30 protein-coding genes and 1 other annotated feature are annotated in these 23,914 nt (G+C 39.8%); of the genes, 19 read left to right on the forward strand and 11 right to left on the reverse strand.

Annotated elements, in window-relative coordinates; translation table 11 throughout:
• Window positions 1–77 precede the first annotated feature (77 nt).
• The gene (locus tag AC0VYO_RS04100) at window positions 78–485 is read left to right on the forward strand and encodes a GNAT family N-acetyltransferase (protein WP_303530393.1); all 408 of its coding nucleotides are present in this window, start codon (window positions 78–80) and stop codon (window positions 483–485) included.
• 108 nt (window positions 486–593) lie between these two features.
• On the opposite strand, the gene uptA is transcribed toward AC0VYO_RS04100, so the two are convergent.
• Window positions 594–1,190 carry an undecaprenyl phosphate transporter UptA gene (gene uptA, locus AC0VYO_RS04105; protein ID WP_430243898.1) on the reverse strand — a complete coding sequence of 199 codons (597 nt, stop codon included), beginning with the start codon at window positions 1,188–1,190 and terminating at the stop codon, window positions 594–596.
• A 214-nt stretch (window positions 1,191–1,404) separates the two neighbouring features.
• On the opposite strand from uptA, the gene AC0VYO_RS04110 reads away from it, so the two are divergent.
• The 3 genes from AC0VYO_RS04110 (at window position 1,405) to AC0VYO_RS04120 (ending at window position 2,990) form a co-directional block, all read left to right on the forward strand.
• Entirely contained in the window at window positions 1,405–2,184 is a 780-nt protein-coding gene (locus AC0VYO_RS04110; protein ID WP_475368448.1) for a hypothetical protein, read from the forward strand.
• 86 nt (window positions 2,185–2,270) lie between these two features.
• Window positions 2,271–2,768 carry an N-acetyltransferase family protein gene (locus tag AC0VYO_RS04115; protein ID WP_475368449.1) on the forward strand — a complete coding sequence of 166 codons (498 nt, stop codon included), beginning with the start codon at window positions 2,271–2,273 and terminating at the stop codon, window positions 2,766–2,768.
• A 66-nt stretch (window positions 2,769–2,834) separates the two neighbouring features.
• Window positions 2,835–2,990 (forward strand): hypothetical protein, encoded by a 156-nt coding sequence (locus tag AC0VYO_RS04120; RefSeq protein WP_475366631.1) that lies wholly within the window; start codon window positions 2,835–2,837, stop codon window positions 2,988–2,990.
• Between the two features lie 70 nt (window positions 2,991–3,060).
• Here AC0VYO_RS04120 and AC0VYO_RS04125 read toward each other — a convergent pair whose 3' ends face one another.
• The gene (locus tag AC0VYO_RS04125) at window positions 3,061–3,696 is read right to left on the reverse strand and encodes an FMN-dependent NADH-azoreductase (RefSeq protein WP_283152915.1); all 636 of its coding nucleotides are present in this window, start codon (window positions 3,694–3,696) and stop codon (window positions 3,061–3,063) included.
• A 112-nt stretch (window positions 3,697–3,808) separates the two neighbouring features.
• Here AC0VYO_RS04125 and AC0VYO_RS04130 point away from each other — a divergent pair, with 112 nt between their 5' ends.
• The 4 genes from AC0VYO_RS04130 (at window position 3,809) to AC0VYO_RS04145 (ending at window position 6,657) form a co-directional block, all read left to right on the forward strand.
• Window positions 3,809–4,384, forward strand: coding sequence for a DNA-3-methyladenine glycosylase I (locus tag AC0VYO_RS04130; protein ID WP_475368450.1), 576 nt, complete (start codon window positions 3,809–3,811; stop codon window positions 4,382–4,384).
• A complete protein-coding gene (locus AC0VYO_RS04135; protein ID WP_430243836.1) occupies window positions 4,384–4,761 on the forward strand; it encodes a DUF4937 domain-containing protein in 378 nt (125 codons plus the stop codon). The genes AC0VYO_RS04130 and AC0VYO_RS04135 overlap by 1 nt, the downstream gene beginning before the upstream one ends.
• On the forward strand, window positions 4,758–5,360 hold the full coding sequence (locus AC0VYO_RS04140; RefSeq protein ID WP_475368451.1) for an SGNH/GDSL hydrolase family protein: 603 nt from the start codon (window positions 4,758–4,760) through the stop codon (window positions 5,358–5,360). Before AC0VYO_RS04135 ends, AC0VYO_RS04140 begins: the two co-directional genes overlap by 4 nt.
• 67 nt (window positions 5,361–5,427) lie before the next feature.
• A complete protein-coding gene (locus AC0VYO_RS04145) occupies window positions 5,428–6,657 on the forward strand; it encodes an MFS transporter (RefSeq protein ID WP_475368452.1) in 1,230 nt (409 codons plus the stop codon).
• Here AC0VYO_RS04145 and AC0VYO_RS04150 read toward each other — a convergent pair.
• From AC0VYO_RS04150 to AC0VYO_RS04160, 3 genes are all read right to left on the reverse strand, one after another.
• The gene (locus AC0VYO_RS04150; RefSeq protein WP_430243830.1) at window positions 6,574–7,398 is read right to left on the reverse strand and encodes a helix-turn-helix transcriptional regulator; all 825 of its coding nucleotides are present in this window, start codon (window positions 7,396–7,398) and stop codon (window positions 6,574–6,576) included. The two genes, AC0VYO_RS04145 and AC0VYO_RS04150, sit on opposite strands and share 84 nt — an antisense overlap.
• Window positions 7,399–7,419: 21 nt before the next feature.
• Window positions 7,420–8,037 carry an NUDIX hydrolase gene (locus tag AC0VYO_RS04155; RefSeq protein WP_475368453.1) on the reverse strand — a complete coding sequence of 206 codons (618 nt, stop codon included), beginning with the start codon at window positions 8,035–8,037 and terminating at the stop codon, window positions 7,420–7,422.
• Window positions 8,038–8,114: 77 nt separating this feature from the next.
• Window positions 8,115–8,492, reverse strand: coding sequence for a thiol-disulfide oxidoreductase DCC family protein (locus AC0VYO_RS04160; protein WP_475368454.1), 378 nt, complete (start codon window positions 8,490–8,492; stop codon window positions 8,115–8,117).
• A 149-nt stretch (window positions 8,493–8,641) separates the two neighbouring features.
• Here AC0VYO_RS04160 and fabG point away from each other — a divergent pair, with 149 nt between their 5' ends.
• The 3 genes from fabG (at window position 8,642) to AC0VYO_RS04175 (ending at window position 11,694) form a co-directional block, all read left to right on the forward strand.
• Complete coding sequence (gene fabG, locus AC0VYO_RS04165) at window positions 8,642–9,403, forward strand: 3-oxoacyl-ACP reductase FabG (protein WP_430243824.1); 762 nt, start codon at window positions 8,642–8,644, stop codon at window positions 9,401–9,403.
• Between the two features lie 111 nt (window positions 9,404–9,514).
• Window positions 9,515–11,236 (forward strand): pyruvate oxidase, encoded by a 1,722-nt coding sequence (locus AC0VYO_RS04170; RefSeq protein WP_475368455.1) that lies wholly within the window; start codon window positions 9,515–9,517, stop codon window positions 11,234–11,236.
• Window positions 11,237–11,307: 71 nt separating this feature from the next.
• Window positions 11,308–11,694 carry a gamma-glutamylcyclotransferase family protein gene (locus AC0VYO_RS04175; RefSeq protein WP_475368456.1) on the forward strand — a complete coding sequence of 129 codons (387 nt, stop codon included), beginning with the start codon at window positions 11,308–11,310 and terminating at the stop codon, window positions 11,692–11,694.
• 66 nt (window positions 11,695–11,760) lie between these two features.
• Here the strand turns inward: AC0VYO_RS04175 and AC0VYO_RS04180 are convergent, their stop codons facing one another.
• Window positions 11,761–12,354 (reverse strand): hypothetical protein, encoded by a 594-nt coding sequence (locus AC0VYO_RS04180; RefSeq protein WP_475368457.1) that lies wholly within the window; start codon window positions 12,352–12,354, stop codon window positions 11,761–11,763.
• 209 nt (window positions 12,355–12,563) lie between these two features.
• Between AC0VYO_RS04180 and AC0VYO_RS04185 the strand changes: the two genes are divergently transcribed.
• A complete protein-coding gene (locus AC0VYO_RS04185; protein ID WP_475368458.1) occupies window positions 12,564–13,061 on the forward strand; it encodes an NUDIX hydrolase in 498 nt (165 codons plus the stop codon).
• 73 nt (window positions 13,062–13,134) lie between these two features.
• Here the strand turns inward: AC0VYO_RS04185 and AC0VYO_RS04190 are convergent, their stop codons facing one another.
• Window positions 13,135–14,022, reverse strand: coding sequence for a DMT family transporter (locus AC0VYO_RS04190; protein WP_475368459.1), 888 nt, complete (start codon window positions 14,020–14,022; stop codon window positions 13,135–13,137).
• A 241-nt stretch (window positions 14,023–14,263) separates the two neighbouring features.
• On the opposite strand from AC0VYO_RS04190, the gene AC0VYO_RS04195 reads away from it, so the two are divergent.
• On the forward strand, window positions 14,264–15,088 hold the full coding sequence (locus AC0VYO_RS04195) for a DUF368 domain-containing protein (protein ID WP_475368460.1): 825 nt from the start codon (window positions 14,264–14,266) through the stop codon (window positions 15,086–15,088).
• Window positions 15,089–15,128: 40 nt separating this feature from the next.
• Here AC0VYO_RS04195 and AC0VYO_RS04200 read toward each other — a convergent pair whose 3' ends face one another.
• Genes AC0VYO_RS04200 through AC0VYO_RS04210 form a run of 3 tightly spaced genes read right to left on the reverse strand, consistent with a single transcriptional unit; the run spans window position 15,129 to window position 17,922 of the window.
• Complete coding sequence (locus tag AC0VYO_RS04200; protein WP_475368461.1) at window positions 15,129–15,584, reverse strand: GtrA family protein; 456 nt, start codon at window positions 15,582–15,584, stop codon at window positions 15,129–15,131.
• A 16-nt stretch (window positions 15,585–15,600) separates the two neighbouring features.
• Window positions 15,601–16,743, reverse strand: a complete 1,143-nt coding sequence (locus AC0VYO_RS04205) for a glycosyltransferase family 4 protein (protein ID WP_475366643.1) — start codon at window positions 16,741–16,743, stop codon at window positions 15,601–15,603.
• A gap of 30 nt (window positions 16,744–16,773) precedes the next feature.
• Window positions 16,774–17,922 (reverse strand): NAD-dependent epimerase/dehydratase family protein, encoded by a 1,149-nt coding sequence (locus AC0VYO_RS04210; RefSeq protein WP_475368462.1) that lies wholly within the window; start codon window positions 17,920–17,922, stop codon window positions 16,774–16,776.
• Between the two features lie 433 nt (window positions 17,923–18,355).
• Between AC0VYO_RS04210 and AC0VYO_RS04215 the strand changes: the two genes are divergently transcribed.
• A complete protein-coding gene (locus AC0VYO_RS04215) occupies window positions 18,356–19,534 on the forward strand; it encodes an MFS transporter (protein WP_475368463.1) in 1,179 nt (392 codons plus the stop codon).
• A 43-nt stretch (window positions 19,535–19,577) separates the two neighbouring features.
• Here AC0VYO_RS04215 and AC0VYO_RS04220 read toward each other — a convergent pair whose 3' ends face one another.
• Window positions 19,578–19,766, reverse strand: a complete 189-nt coding sequence (locus AC0VYO_RS04220; protein WP_475368464.1) for a hypothetical protein — start codon at window positions 19,764–19,766, stop codon at window positions 19,578–19,580.
• 139 nt (window positions 19,767–19,905) lie between these two features.
• Here AC0VYO_RS04220 and AC0VYO_RS04225 point away from each other — a divergent pair, with 139 nt between their 5' ends.
• The 5 genes from AC0VYO_RS04225 (at window position 19,906) to tyrS (ending at window position 23,881) form a co-directional block, all read left to right on the forward strand.
• Window positions 19,906–20,109, forward strand: a complete 204-nt coding sequence (locus AC0VYO_RS04225) for a helix-turn-helix transcriptional regulator (RefSeq protein ID WP_475366647.1) — start codon at window positions 19,906–19,908, stop codon at window positions 20,107–20,109.
• An 8-nt stretch (window positions 20,110–20,117) separates the two neighbouring features.
• Window positions 20,118–20,486: a permease gene (locus AC0VYO_RS04230; RefSeq protein ID WP_430243895.1), complete on the forward strand. Its 369-nt coding sequence runs from the start codon at window positions 20,118–20,120 to the stop codon at window positions 20,484–20,486.
• Window positions 20,487–20,562: 76 nt separating this feature from the next.
• A complete protein-coding gene (locus tag AC0VYO_RS04235; RefSeq protein WP_430243802.1) occupies window positions 20,563–20,913 on the forward strand; it encodes a hypothetical protein in 351 nt (116 codons plus the stop codon).
• 376 nt (window positions 20,914–21,289) lie between these two features.
• Window positions 21,290–22,225 (forward strand): ferrochelatase, encoded by a 936-nt coding sequence (gene hemH / locus AC0VYO_RS04240; RefSeq protein ID WP_194220378.1) that lies wholly within the window; start codon window positions 21,290–21,292, stop codon window positions 22,223–22,225.
• Between the two features lie 128 nt (window positions 22,226–22,353).
• Window positions 22,354–22,577, forward strand: a binding site (T-box leader).
• A 56-nt stretch (window positions 22,578–22,633) separates the two neighbouring features.
• Window positions 22,634–23,881 carry a tyrosine--tRNA ligase gene (gene tyrS, locus AC0VYO_RS04245; protein WP_475368465.1) on the forward strand — a complete coding sequence of 416 codons (1,248 nt, stop codon included), beginning with the start codon at window positions 22,634–22,636 and terminating at the stop codon, window positions 23,879–23,881.
• The last annotated feature ends 33 nt before the right edge of the window (window positions 23,882–23,914 follow it).

The raw sequence follows: 23,914 nt of genomic DNA on the forward strand, positions 1-23,914 counted from the left end.
GTTTCCGTAGAATACGAGAGAGGAAGCGAGATTCCAGTTAAGGAAACAAGAAGAACGCTCGGATGAGGAGGATTTGAATGATACAAAGAAGAGATGAGTCACGAGATTTCATTCGAAAGAACGTTGTTGAATATAACAAACAGAAGCTTTCATCTGCAGTTAAAACTCCGCTTGAAGAAATCGCATTCGTTATGAAAGAAGAGGATGAAGTGATTGGCGGGATTTCGGCAACATTGTTCTGGCAGCACCTTCATATCGATTTTCTTTGGGTGACAGATGAGAAGAGAGGGAACGGTGTTGGAAGGAAACTTCTCCAACAAGTTGAAAGACTTGCAGAGGAAAAGGAATGTCGACTTATATTGCTTGATACATTCAGTTTTCAAGCACCTGGATTTTATCTAAAGGAAGGGTATGAAATTTGTGGTAAAGTAGAAAATCATCCTCAAGGTCATACCCAATATTTCTTGCAAAAAAAACTTAGCTAGTGCACTAAGTGCCTCATCATTAGTCGTAAGAGAATGGGATTAGGTGTATAGGTAAACTTTGCTTGAACGATTGCTTAGTATACTTACCGCGGGCAATTTTTGTTAGAATTAGCCAATGCGTCGCCTCTTCATAATAAGTAGAAAGATGTAACAGATAAGAAAGAACCCTGCTCCGAGACTAACTGGTAACGTATAAATTCTTGCAGCAGAATGAATCTGGGACCAGTTGTCACCGAGCTGTATTCCAATATATAGGAATAGAATGGACCACGGAATCATAGCCAGGATCGTATAGAAGGTAAATCGCATGATCGACATTTTAGCAATACCTGCTGGAATAGAGATCGCGTGACGAACGACAGGAATAAAACGAGCTGTAAAGATGACGCTCACGCCATTCCGATCGAACCAGGTTTCAGCAATGGCAAGATGCTTTTGAGAAATAAACAGGAATTTTCCATAGCGTTCTAAGAACGAACGTCCACCAAAACGGCCGAGCCAGTATAAAAAGAGCTGAGCGACTGTGCCACCGATCGTCCCAGCAATAACAGCACCAGTAAAACGTATCGTTCCTTCAGATACCATATATCCTCCATAAGCGAGTACGAGTTCACTCGGAATGATTTCAATCATTAGAGCAAGGGCGATGCCAGGGTAACCGAGCTGTAGCAGCCACTCTAAACATTGATGAATAAGGGTTTCTATAGTTAACAACTCCTTTCATGGACAAACGAATGACTTGTTTTCAAGTGTATTGTCCACATAGGATTGTTAGACCTTCGAAAAAAGCTATCCTCGTAAAATAGAAGGTGCTTTCGAACAATTATAGAACCCGGAATGTAAGCAATCCGGGTAATGTTCGTTCTCAGAAGAGGATGACAATAGAGTAGAGAGGTGAAAAGTCAGGATGTTAACATCCATGAAGAAATTTCTTGCGACACTAGATCAGCCTATGCAAGCTAAAACGGGTAAAGAAAAAGTACTAACGGTTCTTTCCATTATTGGATTCATTTTATTATTATATCTTGTGGCGTTTTCCCCATTTATGTTCAGGTTGTTCTTAACGTGTCTTAGCGTCGGCGTTTCGCTATATGTTATTAAAAAAATTCATGATTTTGATGCAAAGTTAAAGGGTGAGCGGGTAGAGGATACGGCTACTTCAACTACTACAGCAGATGATCAGCTTTCATTTTCACTTGAAAACACGGTTATCGAGGCAGAATCGATGGAGGAAGCTGAGAAAGAGCGTGAACTTGAGCAGATCAATAGTGATAAAACGATGCTTTTTGAAGAGCTTCTTTCTAAAGCGGATCTCGATGAAATAGAGAAAGAAAGCTATCGTAACAGAATGCAGCATAAGGAATCTGAAAGCAATCGGATCAAGCAAGAAGTGCTTCTGTTTAAAGATAAAATTCAAAAAGCAGTCATTGATAAGAAGGGACTTTTCATTAAAGAAACCCCTGATATGAAGCTGGTTGCTGAGTTAATTGGTATTGATTCTGTTGAATCTAGTTCATTTGTTGAGTTAAATGAAGAGCTTCGACTCATTTATAACGACATTCCAGAATCAAAGCGGAACACTTTAATCGAGTATGAGCTAGTGAACGATGAGTTTGAATTAACGAGACTCGGATATAAAGAACTTATGAAAGAAGTAAGAAAGCTAGAAAAGAAAACAAGGCCGGTTGTTGAGCAGTAAAACAAGGGAAAACGCGTATAATCCTTTATACGCGTTTTTCTTATGGTAAGCTGTAAAGACCAGTTATAGGAAATGAGGACAAACAAATGAAAATTAGACAAATTAGCCCAGATGATGCCGAAGCATTTGTGAAGCTAATAAAAGGTGTGGAGAGCGATTCCCCATTTATGCTCTTTGAAGACGGCGAGAGAAAGACGACAATAGCTGAGCAGCGTGAGCGGATTGAAAAAATGGAGAGTGATCGTCATTCTCGTATATTCGTAGCTGAGAATGCTGGTGAATTGATCGGCTATCTAATTGCGGTGGGCGGACAGGCGAAGCGCAATCAACATAGCGCCTATCTAGTGATAGGAATTAAAGAAGAGTATCGAGGACAGGGAGTGGGATCCGAGTTATTTGTTGAATTAGAGAAGTGGGCAGTGACTCAAAGCCTACACCGCCTCGAATTAAATGTGGTCACACGAAATGAAGGTGGATTAGCTCTTTACAGGAAAGCAGGTTTTGAAGTGGAGGGCTTGAAACGTCACTCACTGTTAATAGATGGTGAATTTGTTGATGAATACTATATGTCGAAGCTGCTATAGAATTGCAACTAGATCTCATAATTAGATCGTTCTTCAACCATACTAGAAATGGAAGGAGACGATGAAATGTTTGATCATACACAACATATTCCGCTAGAGGGTATACCAGGAGAAATGAACGTGAGTGAAGTCCCCCATCAGAATGAAGAGATCGCTGAGATGAGCTTCCCTTTTGATTACAGTTTAATGATTCCGCTCGACCACTCGTTGAGGGATGAATAAAAAAGCGCAATGTGCGCTTTTTTATTTTGGGGAAATGCTATTTCAGAGGCACGAACGAATACTGTATTTCTTAGAAAGTCTTTGCAGCTTGTTTCGCTTCTTCCATCGCCTTTTTCTTGATTTCTTCAGCTTTCTCAGGCATTTGTGCCATTCCTTCAGCAATGACTGATTCAACAGAAGGGATGCCTAGGAATCCAAGTACAGCATGTAAGTACCGATCTCCGAATTCCATTTCTTTTGCTGGCCCTTCTGAATAGATGCCACCTCTCGCCTGGATGTGAAGGGCTTTCTTATCAGTTAGGAGACCAACTGGGCCTTCTTCTGTATATTTAAAAGTCTTACCAGCAATAGCCACTGTATCAATGTAAGCTTTTAATTTAGGGGGAAAGCTGAAATTCCAGAATGGCGTAACAAAGACATATTTATCTGCTGATATGAATTGATCTGTAAGGTCGTTGATTTTACTTACTTTAAGCTGTTCGTCTCCTGATAAATGATCAAATGCATTTCCCTGTTGCAGCTTGCCCCATCCGTTAAAAACGTCAGTATCAATATAAGGAAGATCAATATTATAAAGATCTAGCTTTACGACGTCATCATTCTGATGTTTTTCCTGGTAGGTTTCAAGGAAAACTTCCCCTATACTTAAACTGAAAGATTCTTTTACCGGTTTTGGATTCACGGTAATATAAAGCAATCTAGCCATCACGATCATCTCCTTTGTTATCGCCACTTAGTATGGCTAGCGTAGGAGAAAGTATTCAACTGGATTAGCGTTAAGAAATTGTAGGCAACTAGCCTTTATTGGAGGTAACATTATGAACCGTTGTGCATGGGTGAATGAAGAAGAAATTTATAAAGAGTATCATGATCATGAGTGGGGAGTTCCTGTTTATGACGATCAAAAACTTTTTGAAATGCTCATTTTAGAAGGAGCGCAGGCGGGGTTAAGTTGGATTACGATTTTGAAAAGAAGAGAGAATTATCGAGCTGCTTTTGATCAATTTATTGTTGAGAAAGTAGCGACTTATGATGAGGACAAAATACAAGAGCTACTCCATAATGAAGGCATTATACGGAATAAATTAAAGGTGCGCGGAACGGTAAAGAATGCGAAAGCATTTATGGAGGTTCAAGAAGAGTTCGGAAGCTTTTCATCATACATATGGGGTTTTACGCAAGACACTCCGATCATTCACGACTGGAAATCGTTCGAGGAAGTACCTGCAGAAACAGAACTTAGCAAGAAGATTAGTAAAGATATGAAAAAGCGTGGTTTTACGTTTGTAGGTCCTGTTATTATATATAGCTTCTTGCAAGCTGTTGGTTTAGTCAATGATCATACAACTGACTGCTTCAGACATCCTGATTTTAGTGAAAAGGCTCAACAGTGATGCTGATTAAAAAAATAGTTTGCAACGTGCGAGAAGGTCAGGAAGCAACTTTTTCTAGAGGGCAAGAACGCTGGATTGAATTGCGAAATGACGAAGGGTTTATAGCTCAGTACGGTGGCTGGTCAGAAGGAAACGTGGCGATTATTATTGGTTTTTGGAAAAGCACCCAATCCTACAACCGTTTTATGAATGATGATCATGATGCCATCTATCTAAAAACAAATCAACAGGGAAGTATTGAATCGATTGATGTTCAACTTGAGGAAACCGATGTGAGGGATATTGAACAATACTCAAAAAGCTGGATGTTAGAGCAGCATAGTAAGGTAAATGAGCGATGGACCATTACGACTGAGAACCTGGAGGAGCTTAGATGAAGTGGTTGTTTATCGGGGATAGTATTACGGATTCAGGCAGAAACCAGGACCCTGAAGGACTTGGTTATGGATATGTAAGGATGATTAAGGAAGAGATAATAAAGGAATTCCATGTGGAGATCATCAATAAAGGCGTGAGTGGTGATCGAATCACTGATCTTGAAAGTAGATGGAAACGGGATGTTTTAGCGTTGGAACCTGATCTGATTTCCATTTCCATTGGCATTAACGATGTGTGGAGACAATTGGATCATTCTGAGATGGAACAGGTGTTGCCAAGTGAGTTTGAGGAGGTATATGAACGACTTTTAAATAAAGTAAATGATGGTATTGTGCAAATTGTCCTAATGGAACCAACGATTATTGAAGAGAATATCTATTCAAAAGGAAATCAGTTGCTTATGCCTTATGTTGAAATCGTTCGGAAGTTGGGAGCTAAGTTTGGCGCAATTGTTGTTCCTACTCATGGAACTTTCCTACAAGCGCTAAGGGAAAAGAAAGATACTCTCACAACGGATGGCGTTCATATGACTTCAGTAGGCAATCGTCTTATGGCTGATACATGGCTGAAATCATATAAAGACAATTTATTGAGCTAAATTGTAGCAAGATCTTATAAGATAAATCACCTCTTTCTTTTTATGATAGAGAGAGAGAGGTGATTTTATGTATATCAAATTAATGTTCAATCAAAACATAAGGTACTACTTGCTCGGAGGAGGGATTTCAAAGCTAGGCGATGTTCTTTCAGGTATGGCGTTTCTTTTTCTTGCTTATGAGATAACCGGATCTAAGGTATTGACGACTGGAATGGCGATTGCGGAAACGCTCCCTTATTTACTCTTTGGGTTGATAGGAGGGGTGATCTCTGATTGGGTACAGAAGAAGAGAATGCTCATTATTTTAGATTTTGTCAGGATTCCATTAATTGGATCTATTGTTTTGTTCTATTACGCAGATTTGTTAGGATATGCTTATTTACTGTTTGTTAGTTTTCTCATTCAATCGATTGGTTGCTTCTTTAACCCAGCTCATCGTGCTTTACTGCCTCTTATGACAGCAGAGAAAGAACGAACATCGGTTAATGGATTGAATGATACACTTCAAAGAGGCGTTACGGTCATAAGTCCTTTTCTTTCAATATGGATTCTTACAACGCATGGTGCTGTCCATTTTTTTACTATTGACGCCATAACTTATGGATTGAGTGCATTCTTTCTTATGAAATTACAAGTGAAAGAAACCACTTATAATGGGGAAAAATCCTTGAGCGGAGTCTGGCGCTCAATCGGATCGTTTACTAAATGGGCTGGTGAGAATATCACCTTGAAGCATTTGTTTCTAATTACTTTTTTAATTGTCTTTCTTAATACCTGGGTTTGGGAAGTGGGGCTCTTACTCGCGCTTTCAGACATGACTTCGAGGAGTGAAGAGATTTATAGTTTGATACTAGGTTTGTTTGGTGCAGTTGTGATTGGAACGAATTTAGTCATTCCTTATATTGTAAAGGAAATGGATTTAAAAACATATATGATTGGTGCTTTCATTTGGGGAGCGGGCGTATTTTATTATGGCGTATTATACGAGTTAGAACATTTTTTTGTAGGTGCTATTCTAGTAGGAATCGGGATTCCGATAGCTGGACTTGCAAGAGTTTATCTCCTGCAAACCATCGTACCGAAAGAACAGCTTGGAAGAGGCTTTAGCACGAACGCTGTTCTACTCTATCTTGCTAATACCCTTTCATTGGCTCTATTTGGTGTATTCGCTGTACTTCTGCCAATTCAAGTTATAATGGTTGTTAGTGGAATGTTAATGATGCTCATTAGTATCGTCTATCTTGTAGGAACTACTGCGAAATTGAGAAGGAGATTTTCCATACAACTTTTTAAATAGATGATTGTAAGAAGAAAGATTCTTGAATCCTGATGAAAAAGCAATTGATAGAATTGATTCACTAGAGTGAAGAAGCTTTTCCTGACTTTTCATAATGCGATAAAGTTGCAGGAATGAATAAGGCGAAATACCAAACGCTTCTTTAAAGGAGTGAGCGAATTGATATTTCGAGAGACCTGTCAGGTTTGCGAGCTGCTCAAGCGACCAGTCTTCTTGAAATCCTTCTTTCATAGCTGTGATAGCAGTAGTAAGCGGGAACTTCGCTGAAGGGATGGAGAGCTCCTGTTGATGCAATCCTGGAGCAAGCTTAAGCATGAGGATAACAAGTTGTACCGCACTGTGCTCAAGGAAGTAAGTGCTTTCTTCGGATTGCAAACCGTTCCCCATACAATCTCGTACAAAAGAAGCCCACTGCTGAAACTGTGGATGACAATAAGGAATAGACGCAAATTCAGGACAGCGTACACTGAGGTTGAGATCTTTTGCTACTTCTTGAAAAATCGTTTCATCTAGTTCGATTAGAAATTTTTCATCCGTAACGTTAAGTTGGCGATGGGTATCGCCGGGGTTAAGAATATAGAACTGTCCTTTATCAATTGAAATATCACCACGTGGTGTTTCGTAAAGCCCTGACCCCTGGTGAGAGAATATAAACTTATAACAATTATCACTTCTCCAGCTTCGTTCTTGTAATTTGTCTTTCCTCATAAGAAGAAGGCCATTGTTAAATGGTTTAATCATTTTGATAGCTCCTTATTTCACCTAATCAAAAACAGGTGGAAGGGTAACGTTGTTATGGAGATTATAAAGCATCCCAACCTGTGATTCAGTAATTCTGCCAGTCGACAAAGGGGGAAGCTCGTCTTGAGCGAAAAAACCACTGTCACTTGTTTCGATACTTTCGGCCGCATCTCCACCGACTAGCTCACACTCAATCATCACCTTATAAATATGATAAGGCGATGGTGGGTGAGGGTGTTTTTTGTGATCGAGCACGGCAAGAAGTCGCCGTGCTTCTACAATGTAGCCTGATTCTTCTTGAACTTCTTTTACCGCTACTTCTCCTGGCGTAAAGCCTACATCACCCCAGCCGCCGGGAAGGGACCACTTGCCATCAGCTTTTTCTTTAACGAAAAGCAAATTACCTTCATGAAAAACAGCTGCACGAACGTCTACTTTAGGCGTTTGATAGCCAGTTTCATTCGTGAAAAGTTCGCTAATTGTTTTCATATCATAGTCCGTGTAGGTTTCCATGATTTCAGCACTTAGCTGTCTCAGTTCAATATATCTTTCATAATCATAGTTATCCTGCGTATAAGTTAGCCCTGCTTGAGCAATGGATTGTATTTGTTTCGCCCAGGTAAGCCATTTTTCTTCCATATCAAAGCATCCTTCCAAACTAATTCTCTGATAAATAGTATTCTAGAAAAAAGTATAAACGCCTGCTTTTAAAAAAATTATTCAAAACGGGGCTCTGAATAACGTCCAAACCAATCATAACGGTTTTTTGAAAACCAGATATAGAATGGTGAACCAAGCTTATCAATTAAAGGTAAGTATAGTAGTAAAGAGAGAGGTACCGTTACAGGAAGTGCCATTAACAGTCGTCTTACCGTATAAAAGCCTGCATGAAGGTTCCCAGATGTCGTGAGCATATGAATTTCATCATACATTCGTTTGTGGCGAAACTGCATATAAGGATAGTCTTCTGGGTGTTTCTCAATTTCTTGGACCGGTATCCATTCGATTTTATTAAACCAATCCAGTTTGCGAAGTGATTTCTTTACATAAAAACAAAAAGGACATTCAGCATCATAGAAAACGAGATGTTTCATCGCGATAGCCTCCAATACAAATAATTCATTCTCCTACTCTTTTTCACTTATTATCCTAATTTTAAACTGGATGACAATAGTTGACAGAAAATTATAGTATTATTATAGTTTAATTAGAGTTAAGAAAACGCTTACAGGAGTGAGGTTGAGTGAAACGACTTGAAGGTAGAGTGGCATACATAACTGGTGGAAGCAGAGGGATCGGTGCGAGCATTGCAGAAAAGTTTACAGATGAAGGGGCTAAGGTATACCTTGCCGATGTGAACGAAGAAGCCCTTTCCACAACTAGAAAGAAATTAGAAGGGAAAGGCTTCTCAGTTATGACAGGAGTTGTGGATGTTACACAGCGAGAGCAGGTAGAGTCAAGTATGAAAGAAGCGGCTGAAGCATACGGCTCAATTGATATTCTTGTAAACAACGCTGGAGTTATTCGAGATAATCTATTATTTAAAATGAGTGATGAGGACTGGATGACGGTCATGCAGGTACATCTTACTGGGAGTTTTTATGCTTCAAGAGCGGCACAAAAGTATATGGTTGACCAAGGATATGGTCGCATCATAAGTCTATCCTCTACTTCTGCACTAGGTAATCGTGGACAAACGAACTATGCAGCTGCCAAAGCGGGCATTCAGGGGTTAACCAAAACGCTCTCACTCGAGCTTGGTAAATATGGCATTACGGCCAATGCTATCGCGCCAGGATTTATTGAAAGTGATATGACAAAAGCAACGGCCGAACGTCTCGGTGTTGAATTTGACCAGTTTATTGAATATAACAAAAAGCAGATTCCAGTAGCTAGAACAGGGAAACCGGAAGACATTGCGAATGCTGCACTCTTTTTTGCAGATGAAAACTCATCCTTTGTTAGTGGACAAGTTCTTTATGTTGCAGGTGGACCACGAACGTAATATCGATAAAAGCAGTCCAATTGGGCTGCTTTATTCTTTTCTCTGACGTTTCACTGATCCTATAGAGGGGTACTTTCCCATTATGGATAAGGAAACGAAGGAGGAGTCATGATGTTTGATAAAAATGCTGGCGAGATTTTACTGAATACACTCTCTGAATGGGGAGTAGATCATGTGTATGGTTTACCAGGAGATTCGATTAACCACTTTGTGGAAAATTTAAGAAATGCTCAAGACCGTATGAAGTTCATTCAGGTTAGACATGAAGAAGTTGGTGCCCTTGCAGCAGCATCGTATGCGAAAATAACAGGCAAAATAGGTGTCTGCCTTTCGATTGCGGGACCAGGAGCAGTTCATTTGATGAATGGTCTTTATGATGCAAAGGCTGACGGTGCACCGGTTCTCGTTATTGCTGGACAAGTCGCAAGCGACCAACTTGGAACGGATCAATTTCAGGAAATTAACCTTGAACGAATGTTTGATGATGTATCTGTATTTAATCGCAGGGTGGAAACTGCGGCATCGTTACCGGACTTAACTCATCAAGCTATACGAACAGCTGTTGAGAAAAAGGGCGTAGCGATCCTTACAATTCCAGATGACCTTGCAGCTGAGAAGGTAAAACAAAAGGTGGAGAACACCTCTCTCATTCGCTCGAAAGCAGTCGTTCATCCACATGACTCCAATTTAAACGAAGCAGTCGCTATGTTAAATGAAGCGAAGCGACCGGTCATTTTAGCAGGAAAAGGCTCTAAACATGCGAGAGAAGAACTGTTAAGCTTTGCAGAAAAAGCAGGGGCACCGGTTATTTTAAGTTTACCAGGTAAGGGAGCTATTCCTGACGTTCATCCTTATAACCTTGGTCAACTCGGTCAGATTGGAACGAAGCCTGCTTATGAAGCAATGGAAGAAACTGATTTACTCATCATGGTCGGTACGTCATTCCCGTATCGCGATTATTTACCAGATAAAGCAAAGGCGATCCAGGTTGATATTGACCCAACTCAAATCGGGAAACGTTACCCTGTAACGGTAGGATTAATAGGAGATGCCAAGTGGACGTTATCATACTTAACCGACCATACTACCTACCAGGAAGACCGTGAATTTATTGAGAAATGTCAGGACAATATGAAAAACTGGTGGGCTCATCTTGAAAAGATTGAATCGGAACAGTCTACACCGATTAAACCACAGCAAATCATGCCACAACTTCAAAAAGTTTTGGATGATGATGCCGTCTTGTCAATCGATGTAGGGAATGTGACAGTTTGGTCAGCAAGGCATTTACGCATTACGAATCAAAAATTCATCATTTCCTCATGGATGGCGACAATGGGTTGCGGTCTTCCAGGAGCGATTGCAGGTAAGATAGCTCATCCAGATCGTCAGGCCGTAGCGATTTGCGGTGACGGTGGTTTTACGATGGTGATGCAAGATTTCTTAACAGCTGTTAAATATAAGTTACCTATGATGGTTGTCGTCTTTAACAACGAACGTCTTGGCATGATTAAATATGAACAGCAGGAAATAGGGAACATTGATTATGAAACGGAATTAAAAGACTTTAACTTTGCCGCATTTGCTGAAACAGCTGGTGGTGAAGGTTACCGCGTCGAAAAGTATGAAGAATTGCTTCCAGCTTTTGAACGAGCTACGAAATCACCGAAGCCTGTCATTGTCGACATTGTGATTGAAGAGCAGCCGCCTCTTCCAGGCAAAATCACGTATGAACAGGCAGCAAGCTATTCGAAATACATGCTCAAAAAAGCATTTGAAGAACAGGAAATTGATATGCCACCGCTTAAAAAGGCATTGAAGCGAATTTTTTAATAAAGTTACTGGGGAGCCCGCTTATTGGCGGGCTTTTCGCTATAGCTATGGAGATAAAAGGAGAGAGAATCATGCATCTTGTGTTTTGTTATGGAACATTACGATTAGGAGAAAGCAATCATGGTGTCATAAAAGGAGCTGCTCTAAAAGAAAGCTTCTGTTGGACAAAGGGACAGCTGTATGACACACAAGATGGTTACCCTGCTTTAGTTCAAAGCGAGGAGCATAACGTATATGGAGAAGTCTATGAAGTCGATAATCAGTTACTAGAAAGAATTAATATTCTCGAAGGTTATCAGGAAGGGCGCGATCATAACTTGTATGATTGTGTCATACAGGAAATCGAAAGTGAGCAAGGGAGTTTCCAAGCCATTACTTATATCATGAAAAATCCAGAAAAGCGTTTTATCGAAATACCAGGTGGAGACTGGATAGCGTATCGCAAAGATAAAAGGTAACCAATCGAGACTAGCACAATGAAAGAAAGCACACCTCCAAAAATGGAGCGTGTGCTCTTTGAAAAATTAGTCCGTTAGAATCATATAATCTTCAGGAATGTGAAGGGTTGTTTCATAATAAGCCTCATCTGAGTAGTGATCTGAAATGTTTTTTTCAATCATTCTGTAAGTTAAATAGGGCTGTTGAATTGGTTCTTTTACAATCGTCGCTTCAACAATTTTTTCTTGTTTTTCACCAGTATCCGTAGTGGTGACTAACTCGATCCAAATTGGAGATATGTCATCATCTACATAATTTGATTTTATGCCGTTATTAGGGTCTTTCAGTAATTGAGAAAAATCCTCTACTTGTTCGTTGTGCTCATGTAAAGACTGAAGATAAGGTGCGAGTGTATTTTCTTCCCATGATTTCTCGTCCATTGAAAAATCATAGCTGTTTAACGTGTACGATAAATACCCTATGATGAGTAAAATGATGAACAGGAAGGCTCCTCTAAATAGAAATTTTGATGGGGATAAGAATTTCCGGTTACGGATCAGGTGCATAATGAAAATGAGTCCAACGATGATCCATAATACCTCGGATATGATGGTGAGTGGAGCATCTGAGAGCTTTTCCACTTCATTATAGTTTTCAATGACTTGATTGATTGTTGGCATGCTTACTTTCCTCCTGAATGTCAGAGAAACATTAATTGTTCCTTTTATTCAACTCTACTATCGTTTTAAGACGACTTGCTCATTGTAACAGTAATTTAACTGTTTTATCCATATGGAGTGAATGTTTAGTAAAATAGATAGGCAATTGCTTTAGGTTTTTATCAAACTTATTTAATTGGATCAAATTATGAGAAACTAGGTGACGATACATGCTTCAATATACGATTTGTTTTATCAAAAGAAATCAAGATTTTCTCTTATTAAATCGACGCAAAGCCCCAACAATGGGTCTCTGGAACGGCGTTGGTGGGAAGCTAGAACAGAATGAAACGCCGTCTGAGTGTATAATAAGAGAAACCTTTGAAGAGACAGGGATTGAATTAGAGAGCGTTATCTATGCAGGGAATGCTCTTTTTTATAGTGAGCAGGGCAACTCAGGTATGTACATTTTTCTGGCGGATTTACCAGAAGGAATGATTCTTACTACTCCTTTAAATACGGCAGAAGGAATACTAGACTGGAAACGAATAGATTGGATTCTAGATGAAGATAACCAGGGTGTAGTAAGCAATCTGCAGAAGTTTTTGCCCGAAGTACTTGGAGGAAACTATTTACAGGAGCACAGGTTTATCTATCACCATCATCAAATGCAATCTTATTCGGTCTCTCCAATAGTAGAGAGTGAAGTTAAAACAGTTCACAAATGAATCAGTGTCATTGGAAAACAAAAAAAGAGAGGCAAACTTAAATAGAAGTTTGCCTCTCTTTTTATTATGTGAATCAATGCGAAGTTTGTGGTTGTCTCTTCTCAACCTTTTTCGCTTCTCGGTTGTTACGAATAAACATATAGAACGAAGCCGAGAAAATAACGATATACCCAATAATACTCCAGGCATCAGGTATTTGACCGAATAGCACAATGCTGATTAAAGCAGAGTAAACGACGGTCGAGTAGAAGAAAATTGAGATTTCTCGAGCGGGTGCAAATTTATAGGCTACGGTGAGCCCAAATTGTCCAAGCGTTGCGAATACACCTGCTAATAATAGATAGATCAGCTGTTTTGTTTCCATTGGTTCATAGAAGATAATCACGAATGGCAATAATACGACTGTTGAGAAGAATGAGAAATAGAAAACAACCGTATAGAACTTTTCACGCTGCCCAAGAACCCTGAGTACTGTATAGGCACCTGCAGCAAAAATAGCAGAAAGCAGTCCGGAAATATACGGAACTGTCTCGACTGAGAACTGTGGCTTTATAATTAATAGCGTTCCGATGAAAGCGATGATGATCGCAATGATCTGGAACCGTTTCGCTTTTTCTTTTAAGAAAAGAGCGGAAAAAATAATTAATAAGAAAGGACTAAGCTTATTGAGCATGTCGGCATCAGAGAGGACAAGGTTGTCAATCGCGTAGAAATAGAAAATGATTCCTAGTGTTCCAAGCGCTGATCGCAGGAGCAAGAATTTCTGGTTCTCCTTTTTACCGAATAGTCTTTCTTTGTAGTACATCACAAAGCCAAATGAAATGATGGCAGAGACGGCATTTCGAAACATCGTTTTTTGAATCGTAGGCACGTCACCTGATAGCTTTACAAAAGCAGCCATCATCGCAAATCCAAATGATGATATTAGCAATAGGATAATTCCTTTATTTCGATCACTCATCAAATTCCTCCAGTTTGTCAATCACTTCTATCACTTTACTGCAAAGGGATCCTCTTTTTCAACTACAGAGCTTAAAGTAGGAAATGTCACAAAATTGATTCATTCTTTCTTGAAGGGATTGTGGCATAGTAGAAGGGTGATTGAACCTTTCTTAAATCGGGTGATAAAAATGCTCGGTTAATAAGAGGGTATATATGGGTAATGTAGGTACTAGACATAAAGCAAAAGGAGAAACGTGATCATGTTTGTATGGCGCAATATTTATCGAGGATTATTAATGGGCGTAAGTGATTTAATCCCTGGCGTAAGCGGTGGTACGATTGCCATGGTGCTTGGCATTTATAGAAGACTGATTAGCGGTATTAATGGATTGATGAGTAAGAATTGGAAAAAAGAACTTGGGTTTTTTATTCCCCTTTTAATAGGCGTAGGACTTGCTTTACTGCTCGTTAGTCAGCTTATGGAGAAACTGCTCGAGCATTATCCACAGCCTACGTTCTTTTTCTTTATTGGCTTAATTATTGGGGTTGTCCCTTTTTTATTAAAAAAAGTAGACTATAAGAAAACGTTCGAGCCTTTCCATTATGGATTGTTAATTGTAGCGGCGATTTTAATTGCTTCCACTTTGTTTCTAAAAGGGGATGGATCAGGAGAGGTGATGAAATCGTTAAGCATGGTTGATTACATCATTCTGTTTTTCTCTGGCTGGTTAGCTAGTACAGCGATGATTCTTCCTGGAGTAAGTGGCTCTTTTGTCTTATTACTGCTTGGGTCATATCAGACTGTTATCCACGGTCTTTCATCGTTTCAAATTCCCCTCTTACTAACGGTAGGAGCAGGCATTATTATTGGATTAAGCTTAACAGGTAAGGTCATTGCTCACTTACTTTCAAAATATACGGTTTCGACTTATGCCGTTATGATTGGTTTAGTGATCGGCTCAGTCGTTGTGTTGTATCCAGGATTTCAGTCAGATGTTGGACTTGCGGTAGTTAGCATCTTAACATTATTGGGTGGACTTGGCGCAGCTATTGTACTTGGAAAAATTGAACATAAGGAAGAATAACAAAAAAACCGCAGGAAAACCTGCGGTTTTTTTGTGTGATTTATTGCTCTTCTCGATTTGGTTTTGAACGATGAAACACAAGATGTTTCATCATAAAGAAGCTTGAAGCAGAAGAGAGGAACATGGCTAGTCCTTTTGAAATATTACGTTCAATGTAGCGTGGCAGCGTGATCCATTCGAATATCAAGAGAGCGCCATAAAAGACAAGGTTGCTAATACCAAGTGCGATGATGGCCTGAACTAGAAATAACAGCACCTGTTTTTTGTCATGGATCGCTTTTGAAGGGAACGTGAGCTTGGCATTCCAGAAATAGCTGTTAATGATCGCCAGAACGTATGAAATTGTGTTGTACATAATAAGCTGGATTCGATCATCTGTTGGAAATAACAGCATGAGCAGGTTTAAAGCACCTATATCAACTAGTGCATTCATCACACCAATTACACTGAAACTCATCACCTGTTTAGAACCCTTGCCAATTCTCTGCTGCTTCATATACTCATCCTTCTATCTATTGAATCGCCTGCTGCTGTTCTTCTTGCTTTTGCTCAATGGCGGACTCATAGAAATCAAGTAGCTGTTGAGCTGGACCTCGCCAACCGTAATCTCTAGAATGCTCGTAAGCTTCTTTTGACATTTTTTCTAATAGCCCTTTTTCCTGAAGGCGATTAATGACTTCAGTGAGGTTACCGTTCGTTCCTGAACGATAGAGTAGACCTGTTGAACCATCCTCAACCTGTTCGTTCGTTGGACCAGATTCTGCGGCAATAACAGGAAGGCCACTTGCCATCGCTTCAAGTATGACAAGCCCGAGCGTTTCAGTCGTTGATGGAAACATAAACGCATCTGCAGAAGCATAAGCCCTTGCTAGCTCTTCTCCGTGTAGAAAACCAGTAAATGATACGTTATCAAGATGACCAAAGTTCTTTTCAAGTTCACCTCGATAAGGGCCATCCCCAACAATCGCCAGGTGAGCATCTGGCTTGTCTTCAAGCATCGGAACGAGCGAATCGATTTCTTTCTCGAATGCAAGTCTTCCGACAAAGAGGAGAAGGGTTTTATCTGGATTGTCGTTTGATAACCGGCGTCTCATATTGCTGTCACGAAGTTCAGGATTAAAGCGTTCAGTATCAACACCGCGTTTCCACAAATGCATGTTATAGAAGTTTTGTTCATTTAACTCTTCTAATATGGCTTGTGACGTACAGAGGTTAATATCCGCTTTGTTGTGCATTCTTCTGAAGTGCCACCAGAGAAGAGGTTCCGACCATGACATATTGTAGTGATCAGCGTATTTAGGAACGTGAGTATGATAAGAAGCAATAAGCGGAACGCCGAGTTTCTTACCATACTTGATACCAGAATAGCCCATAAAAGCCGGGTTAACGACATGAACAAGATCAGGATCAAACTCCTCTAAATAGGTTTTAATCACACGAGTTGGCATGCCGAATTTCCGATGTTTATATAGAAAGAATGTACGAGGCTGAACTCCATCAAAACGAATATTCCGATAGCTGCGCACTCCTAAATCTGGAGCAATGACCTGAATATCATGCCCTTGATCAATTAAATAATCGATCGATGCACGAAGTCTTGTCACCACGCCATCTGTTGAAGGAAGGAATGTCTCTGTTACGATGGATATTTTCATAAGAACACCTCAGTTAGTATTGTGCATCTTTTACTTCCAGGTCACGTTAGGAAGAACGTTTTCTTTCAGTACGCGGTCTTTGTATTTGAGAGCTGTATCAAGCGTTCTCGAAATGTGTTCATCTGTTAAAAGAGAAGGCTCAAGACCAAGATCAATTAAGCTCGTGTTTACAGCGTGATAGTAGTGCTCTTCTTTCTCAACACGAGGATTCTCAAGGTGATCGATGTTAACTTTGAGTCCTTTAGCTTCAGCTACACGCTGAACTTTCTCAGCCAGTTCAAGTACAGAAAACTCTTCAGTAAACTGATTGAACACACGGAATTCTCCTTTGTCGGCCGGGTTTTCTGCTGCAATTTCTACACAGCGAATCGTGTCCTTAATGTTTAAGAAAGCGCGCGTTTGTTTACCAGATCCGTACACTGTTAAGTTATGGCCAATGGCTGCTTGAATGATGAAACGGTTAAGGGCTGTACCAAATACACCATCGTAATCAAGGCGATTGATTAAACCTTCATCAAGTTCATCTTCATCTGTATGAAGTCCATAAACAATTCCCTGATTTAAGTCTGTTGCACGAATGCCCCAAATTTTGCAGGCAAACTGAATGTTATGGCTATCATGTACTTTTGATAAATGATAGAACGATCCCGGTTGTTTCGGGAACGGAAGAACGTCTTCACGTCCTTTATGTTCTATTTTTATGTATCCTTCTTCGATATCTATGTTAGGCTGTCCATACTCACCCATTGTGCCCAATTTAATTAAGTGACAATCAGGTGTAACTTCTTTAATCGCATAGAGCACGTTCAAGTTACCAACAACGTTATTCGTTTGTGTAAATACCGCGTGCTCACGATCGATCATAGAATATGGTGCTGAGCGCTGTTCAGCAAAGTGAACAAATGCTTCGGGCTGTACTTGCTTGAAGATTTCTTTTAAGAAGTCATAGTGCATCAAATCACAATCATACGTTGTGATATGCTTACCTGATTTTTCTTCCCATAATTTCACACGTTCTTCAAGGGGTAAGATGGGGGTGAGTGAGTTCGATCGAAGCTCATCATCCCATTTACGGCGTACCATGTTATCAATGATCGTAACCTCATGGCCCTGTTTTGATAAGTAAAGTGCGGTTGGCCACCCACAGAAACCATCTCCGCCTGCTACAATAATTCTCATAGATTTTACCTCCATCACAATGGTCGATTTAGTTGTAGATATCCTTGCTTTATCAAATATTTACGATAGCATTCCTCAAGATGGCATTCAACTCGCAACAATCAATTTACGAAATCTTTAAACCAATCCGAAAATGTATCATTATTTCTTTCCCTAAAAAGAGTATCACTACACCTTTTAGTTTGCATGAAACGCTTCATAAAAACAATTAATTAATTTAGAAAATTCAAAACGGTCATTTTAGGAATATGGTAAAATAATAAAAAATGCTTTCAAACGAATTATCTCATCATAACGCCTACTATTTTTTCATTCATACTAGCAACTGTTATCTGGACATTTAAAGACATTGAAGAATAGGAGTGATTTTCCCTATGTAAACTGACTACCCTTTAGTTCATTTGTAAGACCAAAATAAAAAGGGGTAGTTATGATGAGACTACGTTCATTTCGTTTCTTGTGGATTGGCCAGGGGTTTGCCAACACGGGAGATGTTCTATATATTGTGGCGCTAATAGCTGTTCTTTATCAATCAACAGGTTCAGCACTTTATCTTTCCCTGCTACCATTTACTATTACGATCGCTCGATTTGTAAGTGGAATGTGTGCACCGCTAGTCTTGAACCGCTTTTCGTTAAAAGGATTACTAGTCGGATCACAAAGTATAAAGACAGTGTTGTTGGGGATGCTTGGCTTGTCTTTATGGCTTTTTGATCCTTCAATACTGATTATTTTAGTTCTTGTTTTTATCATCGCTTTTCTTGATGGGTGGGCCGCACCTGCTCGAAATGCCATGCTCCCTCAACTCGTTACGGAGGATGAGCTTGCGAAAGCGAATAGTTTTGTAGCGGTTGTTGATCAGTCCATTCAATTTGGCGGTTGGGCACTCGGTGGTATTCTTGTAGCAGCAACGTCAGGCTCCTTCGTTATATGGGTTACCTTTGTGATGTACGTGATTTCCACACTGATGATGGGGTTAATTGTTGTGAGGGATCACAGAGAAAGGAAGACGAAAATTCATATGATGAGCGGATGGAGGTTGATTTGGAAGCATCCTGTTCTGCGTATATTTCACATTATGATTTTTATTGAAGCGATAGCAAATGTCGTTTGGATTGCTGCTATCCTTTATATTTTTGTCGAAGAAGTTCTTATGAAATCAGAAGCGTGGTGGGGATATCTTAATGCGTGCTTTTTCATCGGCTTGATAGCAGGTGGAATGGCCGTATCCAAATACACGAATTGGTTTGAACGTTATATGAAAGAAACGCTTCTCGCCACGTGCTTCGCGATTAGTATTTTAACGTTTGTTTTTGGTTTAATAAGTGTTCCTGTGATTGCACTTCTGTTAACTGTGCTCTCAGGAATGGTGGAACAAATAAAATCAATTGCGATGGTGACATTCATCCAAAAGAAATGCCCGAAAGATTCACTTCCTGAAGTTTTTAGCGCTCAAAGCGCTCTGATATCCATTACGTTTGGTCTTGGCTCTTTGCTATACGGTTTTCTTGCTGAGACGATTAGTGTTCCATTTGTTTTTGCTTTATCAGGAGTTTTACTATTAGCATCGGCTTTTTACTTATTGAAGAGCATGCACTACTTAACAGAATAATAAAGTAGAGCCCCTTTGCTAGCAAAGGGGCAGTTTAAGTTGGTTATCGATTTTTGTCCTTATTCCCCGTTACATCAATGGCAGGTGTATTGTTTCCGAGGTAGCTCGTGGGTTGAGCTGGTTCTTCGCCATAGAAGTCTTTATTGATCTTTTCATCAACATTGACAGGTGCTTGTCCTTTGTAAAATGAATCGTTTATCTTTTTGTTTGCTTGTGTTGTGTCACGCTTCATTTTTTACCTCCTGATTTCGTTAGGATCTTTCTAGCATGTGTAGTGAACGGAGGATTATGATTCATCTCGATGTAAAGTAAGCTTTACGTAAAGTGAGCTTTACCTTATAATGTAAATGAGAAGTGAGGAGGCTTTTTAGTTGAAAAATGTACTCCGTGAGAAAAGAACAGAACAAGGGTATTCCCAGGATCGCCTAGCCGAAATACTTGGTGTATCAAGGCAAACGATTATTTCAATTGAGAAAGGAAAGTACAATCCATCTTTACCGCTCGCACTTGAAATGGCGAGGTTGTTTGGAACGATTGTGGAGGAGATTTTTTATTTGGATTCTGAGGGGGATTAGAAGTGGCAATGAATAAAACGTATATCGGATTTGGCGTCTTTTTTGCGTTGAATGCTTTATTACTGATTAGTGTTGGTCTTGGCACAGGAAATGAACCTATTCCTGCAAGTTATATGATGATGAGTATGTCTATTATGACCTTTTGCTTAAGCTATCTTCAGCCGCAGTTTAAGGCACGGGACGAGCGAAGTCGAATGATTCGAGAGAAAGGGATGTTTTATTCGTACTTTGCTGTACTAGGTTATATCATGGTGTTTCTTTTTCTTCTACAATTCAACATAGTGAATATTAGCTCAGTAACAGTGCTGAGTGCATTAGCCGCCATGCTGATTAGCACAGTCTTTGTTTCCATGGTGATCGTCGCTAAAAGACATTAATTTTTATCACGATGATTAAAGATGGCAAGAATCGGGAAACCCTTTTTGTGAGATCATAAAAAGGAGTTGGATTGACATGAGTAAATCATTACAAGCTTATTTTACAACAGAGAACGATGCAGAGAGTGCAAAAGCTGATTTGCAGGCTTATTCGGTAAGTCAATTGTCAGTTGAACATATTCCAGAAGATCAAAAGCTTAGTATCGATACACCAGTTCAGGGACAGGGAACTGCTACCCCGGCTGGAGCGAATAACGATTTGTTTTTCTCTAATGAAACGCCAACAGGCAAGCAAGAAGAAAATGCTGATCCATCTGAGGAAGCGGACAGAGAGTTTCGCTACGTGTTAGTTTTTAATACAGAAGAGCAAGACGACACGGATCTGCGTGAAGTTGTATCGAAGCATAATGGCGCAATGGAAAAATAGATAAATTGGAAAAAGCTGCGCAATGATGCGCAGCTTTTTTTTGTGGGGGGAAGCGGGGGGCACGCACCTAACCCCAGCTTCACTACCGCGTTATTCAACCACAGTATGAAATCTGAAAATGGTGGATAGGATGAAATAGAAGTGGAGGAAGAGAAAGACAGAACGCTTAATGTTCGCTATACTGTGATAGGAAGCGCATCGGAAGTGGCAAAATACATAAAGGTTTGCTTCAATAGGAGTGACACAAAACGTTACGAATTTATAGTCAGATTCCTTTGATTCAGGGGAGAAAAAAAGGTATACTGATACCTAGATGATAATGATTATAAAAAGATAGTTTATTTAATTAATCACTGTATGAGAGGGGAACACATTCATGGCTAAAAAGACAATGGGATTACTTGTAATGGCGTATGGAACGCCTTATAAAGAAGAGGATATTGAACGTTATTACACACATATTAGAAGAGGCCGCAAGCCATCTGACGAGCAGCTAAAAGATCTTCAGGACCGATACAAAGCAATTGGTGGAATATCGCCACTTGCCAAAATTACGGAAGATCAGGCGAAAGGGCTTGAAGCTCACCTTAATGAAATTCAAGATGAAATTGAGTTTAAGCTTTATATCGGATTAAAGCATATCGAGCCTTTTGTAGAAGATGCGGTACAGCAAATGCACAATGATGGTATTGAAGAAGCCGTTAGTATTGTGTTGGCGCCTCACTTCTCTACATTTAGTATCAAATCTTATAATGGACGAGCAAAAGAAGAAGCTGGAAAACTAGGTGGCCCAGTTATTCATTCTGTTGAGAGCTGGTATGACGAGCCTAAATTTATCTCTTATTGGGCGAAGCGTATTAAAGAGATATTTGAAGGGATGGCAGATCAAGAACGCGAGAAATCTGTCCTCATCGTTTCCGCGCACAGTTTACCTGAAAAAATCATTGCAAATGGAGACCCTTATCCAGACCAATTGAAAGAAACGGCAGATCTTATCGTAGCAGAGTCAGGTGTGAAGAACGTGGCAATAGGATGGCAAAGTGAAGGGAACACTCCAGATCCATGGATTGGCCCAGACGTACAGGATTTAACAAGAGATCTTTATGAAAAACAAGGTTTTACATCGTTTGTTTATGCTCCAGTAGGATTCGTAGCCGATCACTTGGAAGTATTATTTGATAATGACTATGAATGTAAAGTTGTAACAGATGAAATCGGTGCAAATTATTATCGACCAGAAATGCCAAACGCACAGGAAGAATTCATCGATATTCTTTCAACTGTCGTGTTAAAAGAATTAAATAAACAATAATGAAAAAGGCGCAGTCTTGCAAGGCTGCGTTCTTTTTTGTGAGAAATTCCAAACTGCTTCTGAAGAAACAAATTGACAACTAGCGTAAAAGAAGATAAAGTAATGAGAAATTCATGCATCGTAAATAACAATAGGCTAGGAAGAGGAAGCAGTAGCGTGTTATGACGAGTAGTGTCAGAGAACCAGTGGTTGGTGTGAACTGGTACAGTCTAACCGTGAATTACCCCTCAGAGCCTTCTTGATGAACAGAGTGATCTAACTAGTCAGGAACGGGAAAACCGTTATCGTATTCGAGCCGGAAGAAGTTATTTCTTCAATCAGGGTGGTATCGCGTGTAAGCCACGTCCCTACTATATAGAGGGGACGTGGCTTTTCATATGAAATTTAATAATTAGGAGGTCGACAGGAATGAACTCAATCATGGATCAATTAACAGAAGAACAAAGAAAGGAAATGGAAAGGCAATATGCGGTTTATACACATGGAACGAGTCAAGTCATTCCTGGAGATGAACTTAAACATAAAATAGCTACTTCGATTTTTAAGAATAAGCCACTTAAAGTGAAATTGGGTCTTGATCCTTCTGCGCCCGATGTCCATATTGGTCACACCGTTGTGTTAAATAAGTTAAGGCAGTTTCAAGAAAATGGCCATATCATCCAACTCATTATTGGAGACTTTACAGGTAAAATTGGTGATCCTACTGGAAAATCAACAGCAAGAGTGCAGCTAACGGATGAAGAGGTGAAACGAAATGCTGGAACTTATCTTGAGCAGTTTGGTAAGGTTCTTGATCAAAGCAAAGTGGAGCTCCACTACAATGCGGCGTGGCTATCTGAACTAAAGTTTGAAGACGTTATTGAACTCGCTGGAAAAATAACGGTTGCTCGTTTACTTGAGCGCGATGATTTTGAAAATCGAATGAAGGCGAATAAGCCTGTCTCGCTTCATGAGTTCTTTTACCCTTTAATGCAGGGCTATGATTCTGTTCATCTTGAAAGTGATATTGAGCTCGGTGGAAATGATCAATATTTCAACGTTTTAATGGGGCGTCACCTTCAAGAGCAGTTCGGAAAAGAGAAGCAAGTCGTCTTAATGATGCCTCTTCTAGAAGGATTAGACGGGATTGAAAAAATGTCTAAATCCAAAGGGAATTACATTGGGATTACAGAGAAGCCATCAGAGATGTATGGAAAAGCGATGTCGATTCCTGATGAGCTGGTCGTCAAATATACCGAATTAATCACGGATCTATCTCTAGAGGAAAAGCTTACGGTTCGTAAAGAAATTGAACAAGAAGAAATCCATCCAAGAACAGCTAAAATGAATTTAGCTAAGACGATCGTTCGCATGTTTCATGGAGAAAATGCTTCTGAAAAAGCAGAAGTGGAGTTTCAACAAATCTTTCAGCAAAAGCAGCTTCCAACTGATATTGAGGAAGTCATATGGGATGGAGATCGGATGGTAACTGTGCCAACATTGATCGCTAAACTAGGCATGCTACCTTCAACAAGTGAAGCTAGACGAATGGTGAAGAATGGCGGTATTAAGCTAAATGAGGTAAAAGTAACAGAAGTGAATGAGGAAATTGAAGTGAAAAATGGATTGGTCATTCAAGTGGGCAAAAGGAAATTCAAGAAAATAAAACTAGCATAGTAAAAATTTCCCCCTCGAATAGAGGGGGAGGAT

It is taken from the genome of Anaerobacillus sp. 63XJN7_4_ISO-PGPR-S23-413 (genome assembly GCF_056173725.1).

Coding starts and splice junctions, on each gene's coding strand:
- AC0VYO_RS04100 (WP_303530393.1), top strand. CDS start 78: ATGATACAAAGAAGAGATGAGTCACGAGATTTCATTCGAAAGAACGTT.
- AC0VYO_RS04110 (WP_475368448.1), top strand. CDS start 1,405: ATGAAGAAATTTCTTGCGACACTAGATCAGCCTATGCAAGCTAAAACG.
- AC0VYO_RS04115 (WP_475368449.1), top strand. CDS start 2,271: ATGAAAATTAGACAAATTAGCCCAGATGATGCCGAAGCATTTGTGAAG.
- AC0VYO_RS04120 (WP_475366631.1), top strand. CDS start 2,835: ATGTTTGATCATACACAACATATTCCGCTAGAGGGTATACCAGGAGAA.
- AC0VYO_RS04125 (WP_283152915.1), bottom strand. CDS start 3,696: ATGGCTAGATTGCTTTATATTACCGTGAATCCAAAACCGGTAAAAGAA.
- AC0VYO_RS04130 (WP_475368450.1), top strand. CDS start 3,809: ATGAACCGTTGTGCATGGGTGAATGAAGAAGAAATTTATAAAGAGTAT.
- AC0VYO_RS04135 (WP_430243836.1), top strand. CDS start 4,384: ATGCTGATTAAAAAAATAGTTTGCAACGTGCGAGAAGGTCAGGAAGCA.
- AC0VYO_RS04140 (WP_475368451.1), top strand. CDS start 4,758: ATGAAGTGGTTGTTTATCGGGGATAGTATTACGGATTCAGGCAGAAAC.
- AC0VYO_RS04145 (WP_475368452.1), top strand. CDS start 5,428: ATGTATATCAAATTAATGTTCAATCAAAACATAAGGTACTACTTGCTC.
- AC0VYO_RS04150 (WP_430243830.1), bottom strand. CDS start 7,398: ATGATTAAACCATTTAACAATGGCCTTCTTCTTATGAGGAAAGACAAA.
- AC0VYO_RS04155 (WP_475368453.1), bottom strand. CDS start 8,037: ATGGAAGAAAAATGGCTTACCTGGGCGAAACAAATACAATCCATTGCT.
- AC0VYO_RS04160 (WP_475368454.1), bottom strand. CDS start 8,492: ATGAAACATCTCGTTTTCTATGATGCTGAATGTCCTTTTTGTTTTTAT.
- AC0VYO_RS04170 (WP_475368455.1), top strand. CDS start 9,515: ATGTTTGATAAAAATGCTGGCGAGATTTTACTGAATACACTCTCTGAA.
- AC0VYO_RS04175 (WP_475368456.1), top strand. CDS start 11,308: ATGCATCTTGTGTTTTGTTATGGAACATTACGATTAGGAGAAAGCAAT.
- AC0VYO_RS04180 (WP_475368457.1), bottom strand. CDS start 12,354: ATGCCAACAATCAATCAAGTCATTGAAAACTATAATGAAGTGGAAAAG.
- AC0VYO_RS04185 (WP_475368458.1), top strand. CDS start 12,564: ATGCTTCAATATACGATTTGTTTTATCAAAAGAAATCAAGATTTTCTC.
- AC0VYO_RS04190 (WP_475368459.1), bottom strand. CDS start 14,022: ATGAGTGATCGAAATAAAGGAATTATCCTATTGCTAATATCATCATTT.
- AC0VYO_RS04195 (WP_475368460.1), top strand. CDS start 14,264: ATGTTTGTATGGCGCAATATTTATCGAGGATTATTAATGGGCGTAAGT.
- AC0VYO_RS04200 (WP_475368461.1), bottom strand. CDS start 15,584: ATGAAGCAGCAGAGAATTGGCAAGGGTTCTAAACAGGTGATGAGTTTC.
- AC0VYO_RS04205 (WP_475366643.1), bottom strand. CDS start 16,743: ATGAAAATATCCATCGTAACAGAGACATTCCTTCCTTCAACAGATGGC.
- AC0VYO_RS04210 (WP_475368462.1), bottom strand. CDS start 17,922: ATGAGAATTATTGTAGCAGGCGGAGATGGTTTCTGTGGGTGGCCAACC.
- AC0VYO_RS04215 (WP_475368463.1), top strand. CDS start 18,356: ATGAGACTACGTTCATTTCGTTTCTTGTGGATTGGCCAGGGGTTTGCC.
- AC0VYO_RS04220 (WP_475368464.1), bottom strand. CDS start 19,766: ATGAAGCGTGACACAACACAAGCAAACAAAAAGATAAACGATTCATTT.
- AC0VYO_RS04230 (WP_430243895.1), top strand. CDS start 20,118: ATGAATAAAACGTATATCGGATTTGGCGTCTTTTTTGCGTTGAATGCT.
- AC0VYO_RS04235 (WP_430243802.1), top strand. CDS start 20,563: ATGAGTAAATCATTACAAGCTTATTTTACAACAGAGAACGATGCAGAG.
- hemH (WP_194220378.1), top strand. CDS start 21,290: ATGGCTAAAAAGACAATGGGATTACTTGTAATGGCGTATGGAACGCCT.
- tyrS (WP_475368465.1), top strand. CDS start 22,634: ATGAACTCAATCATGGATCAATTAACAGAAGAACAAAGAAAGGAAATG.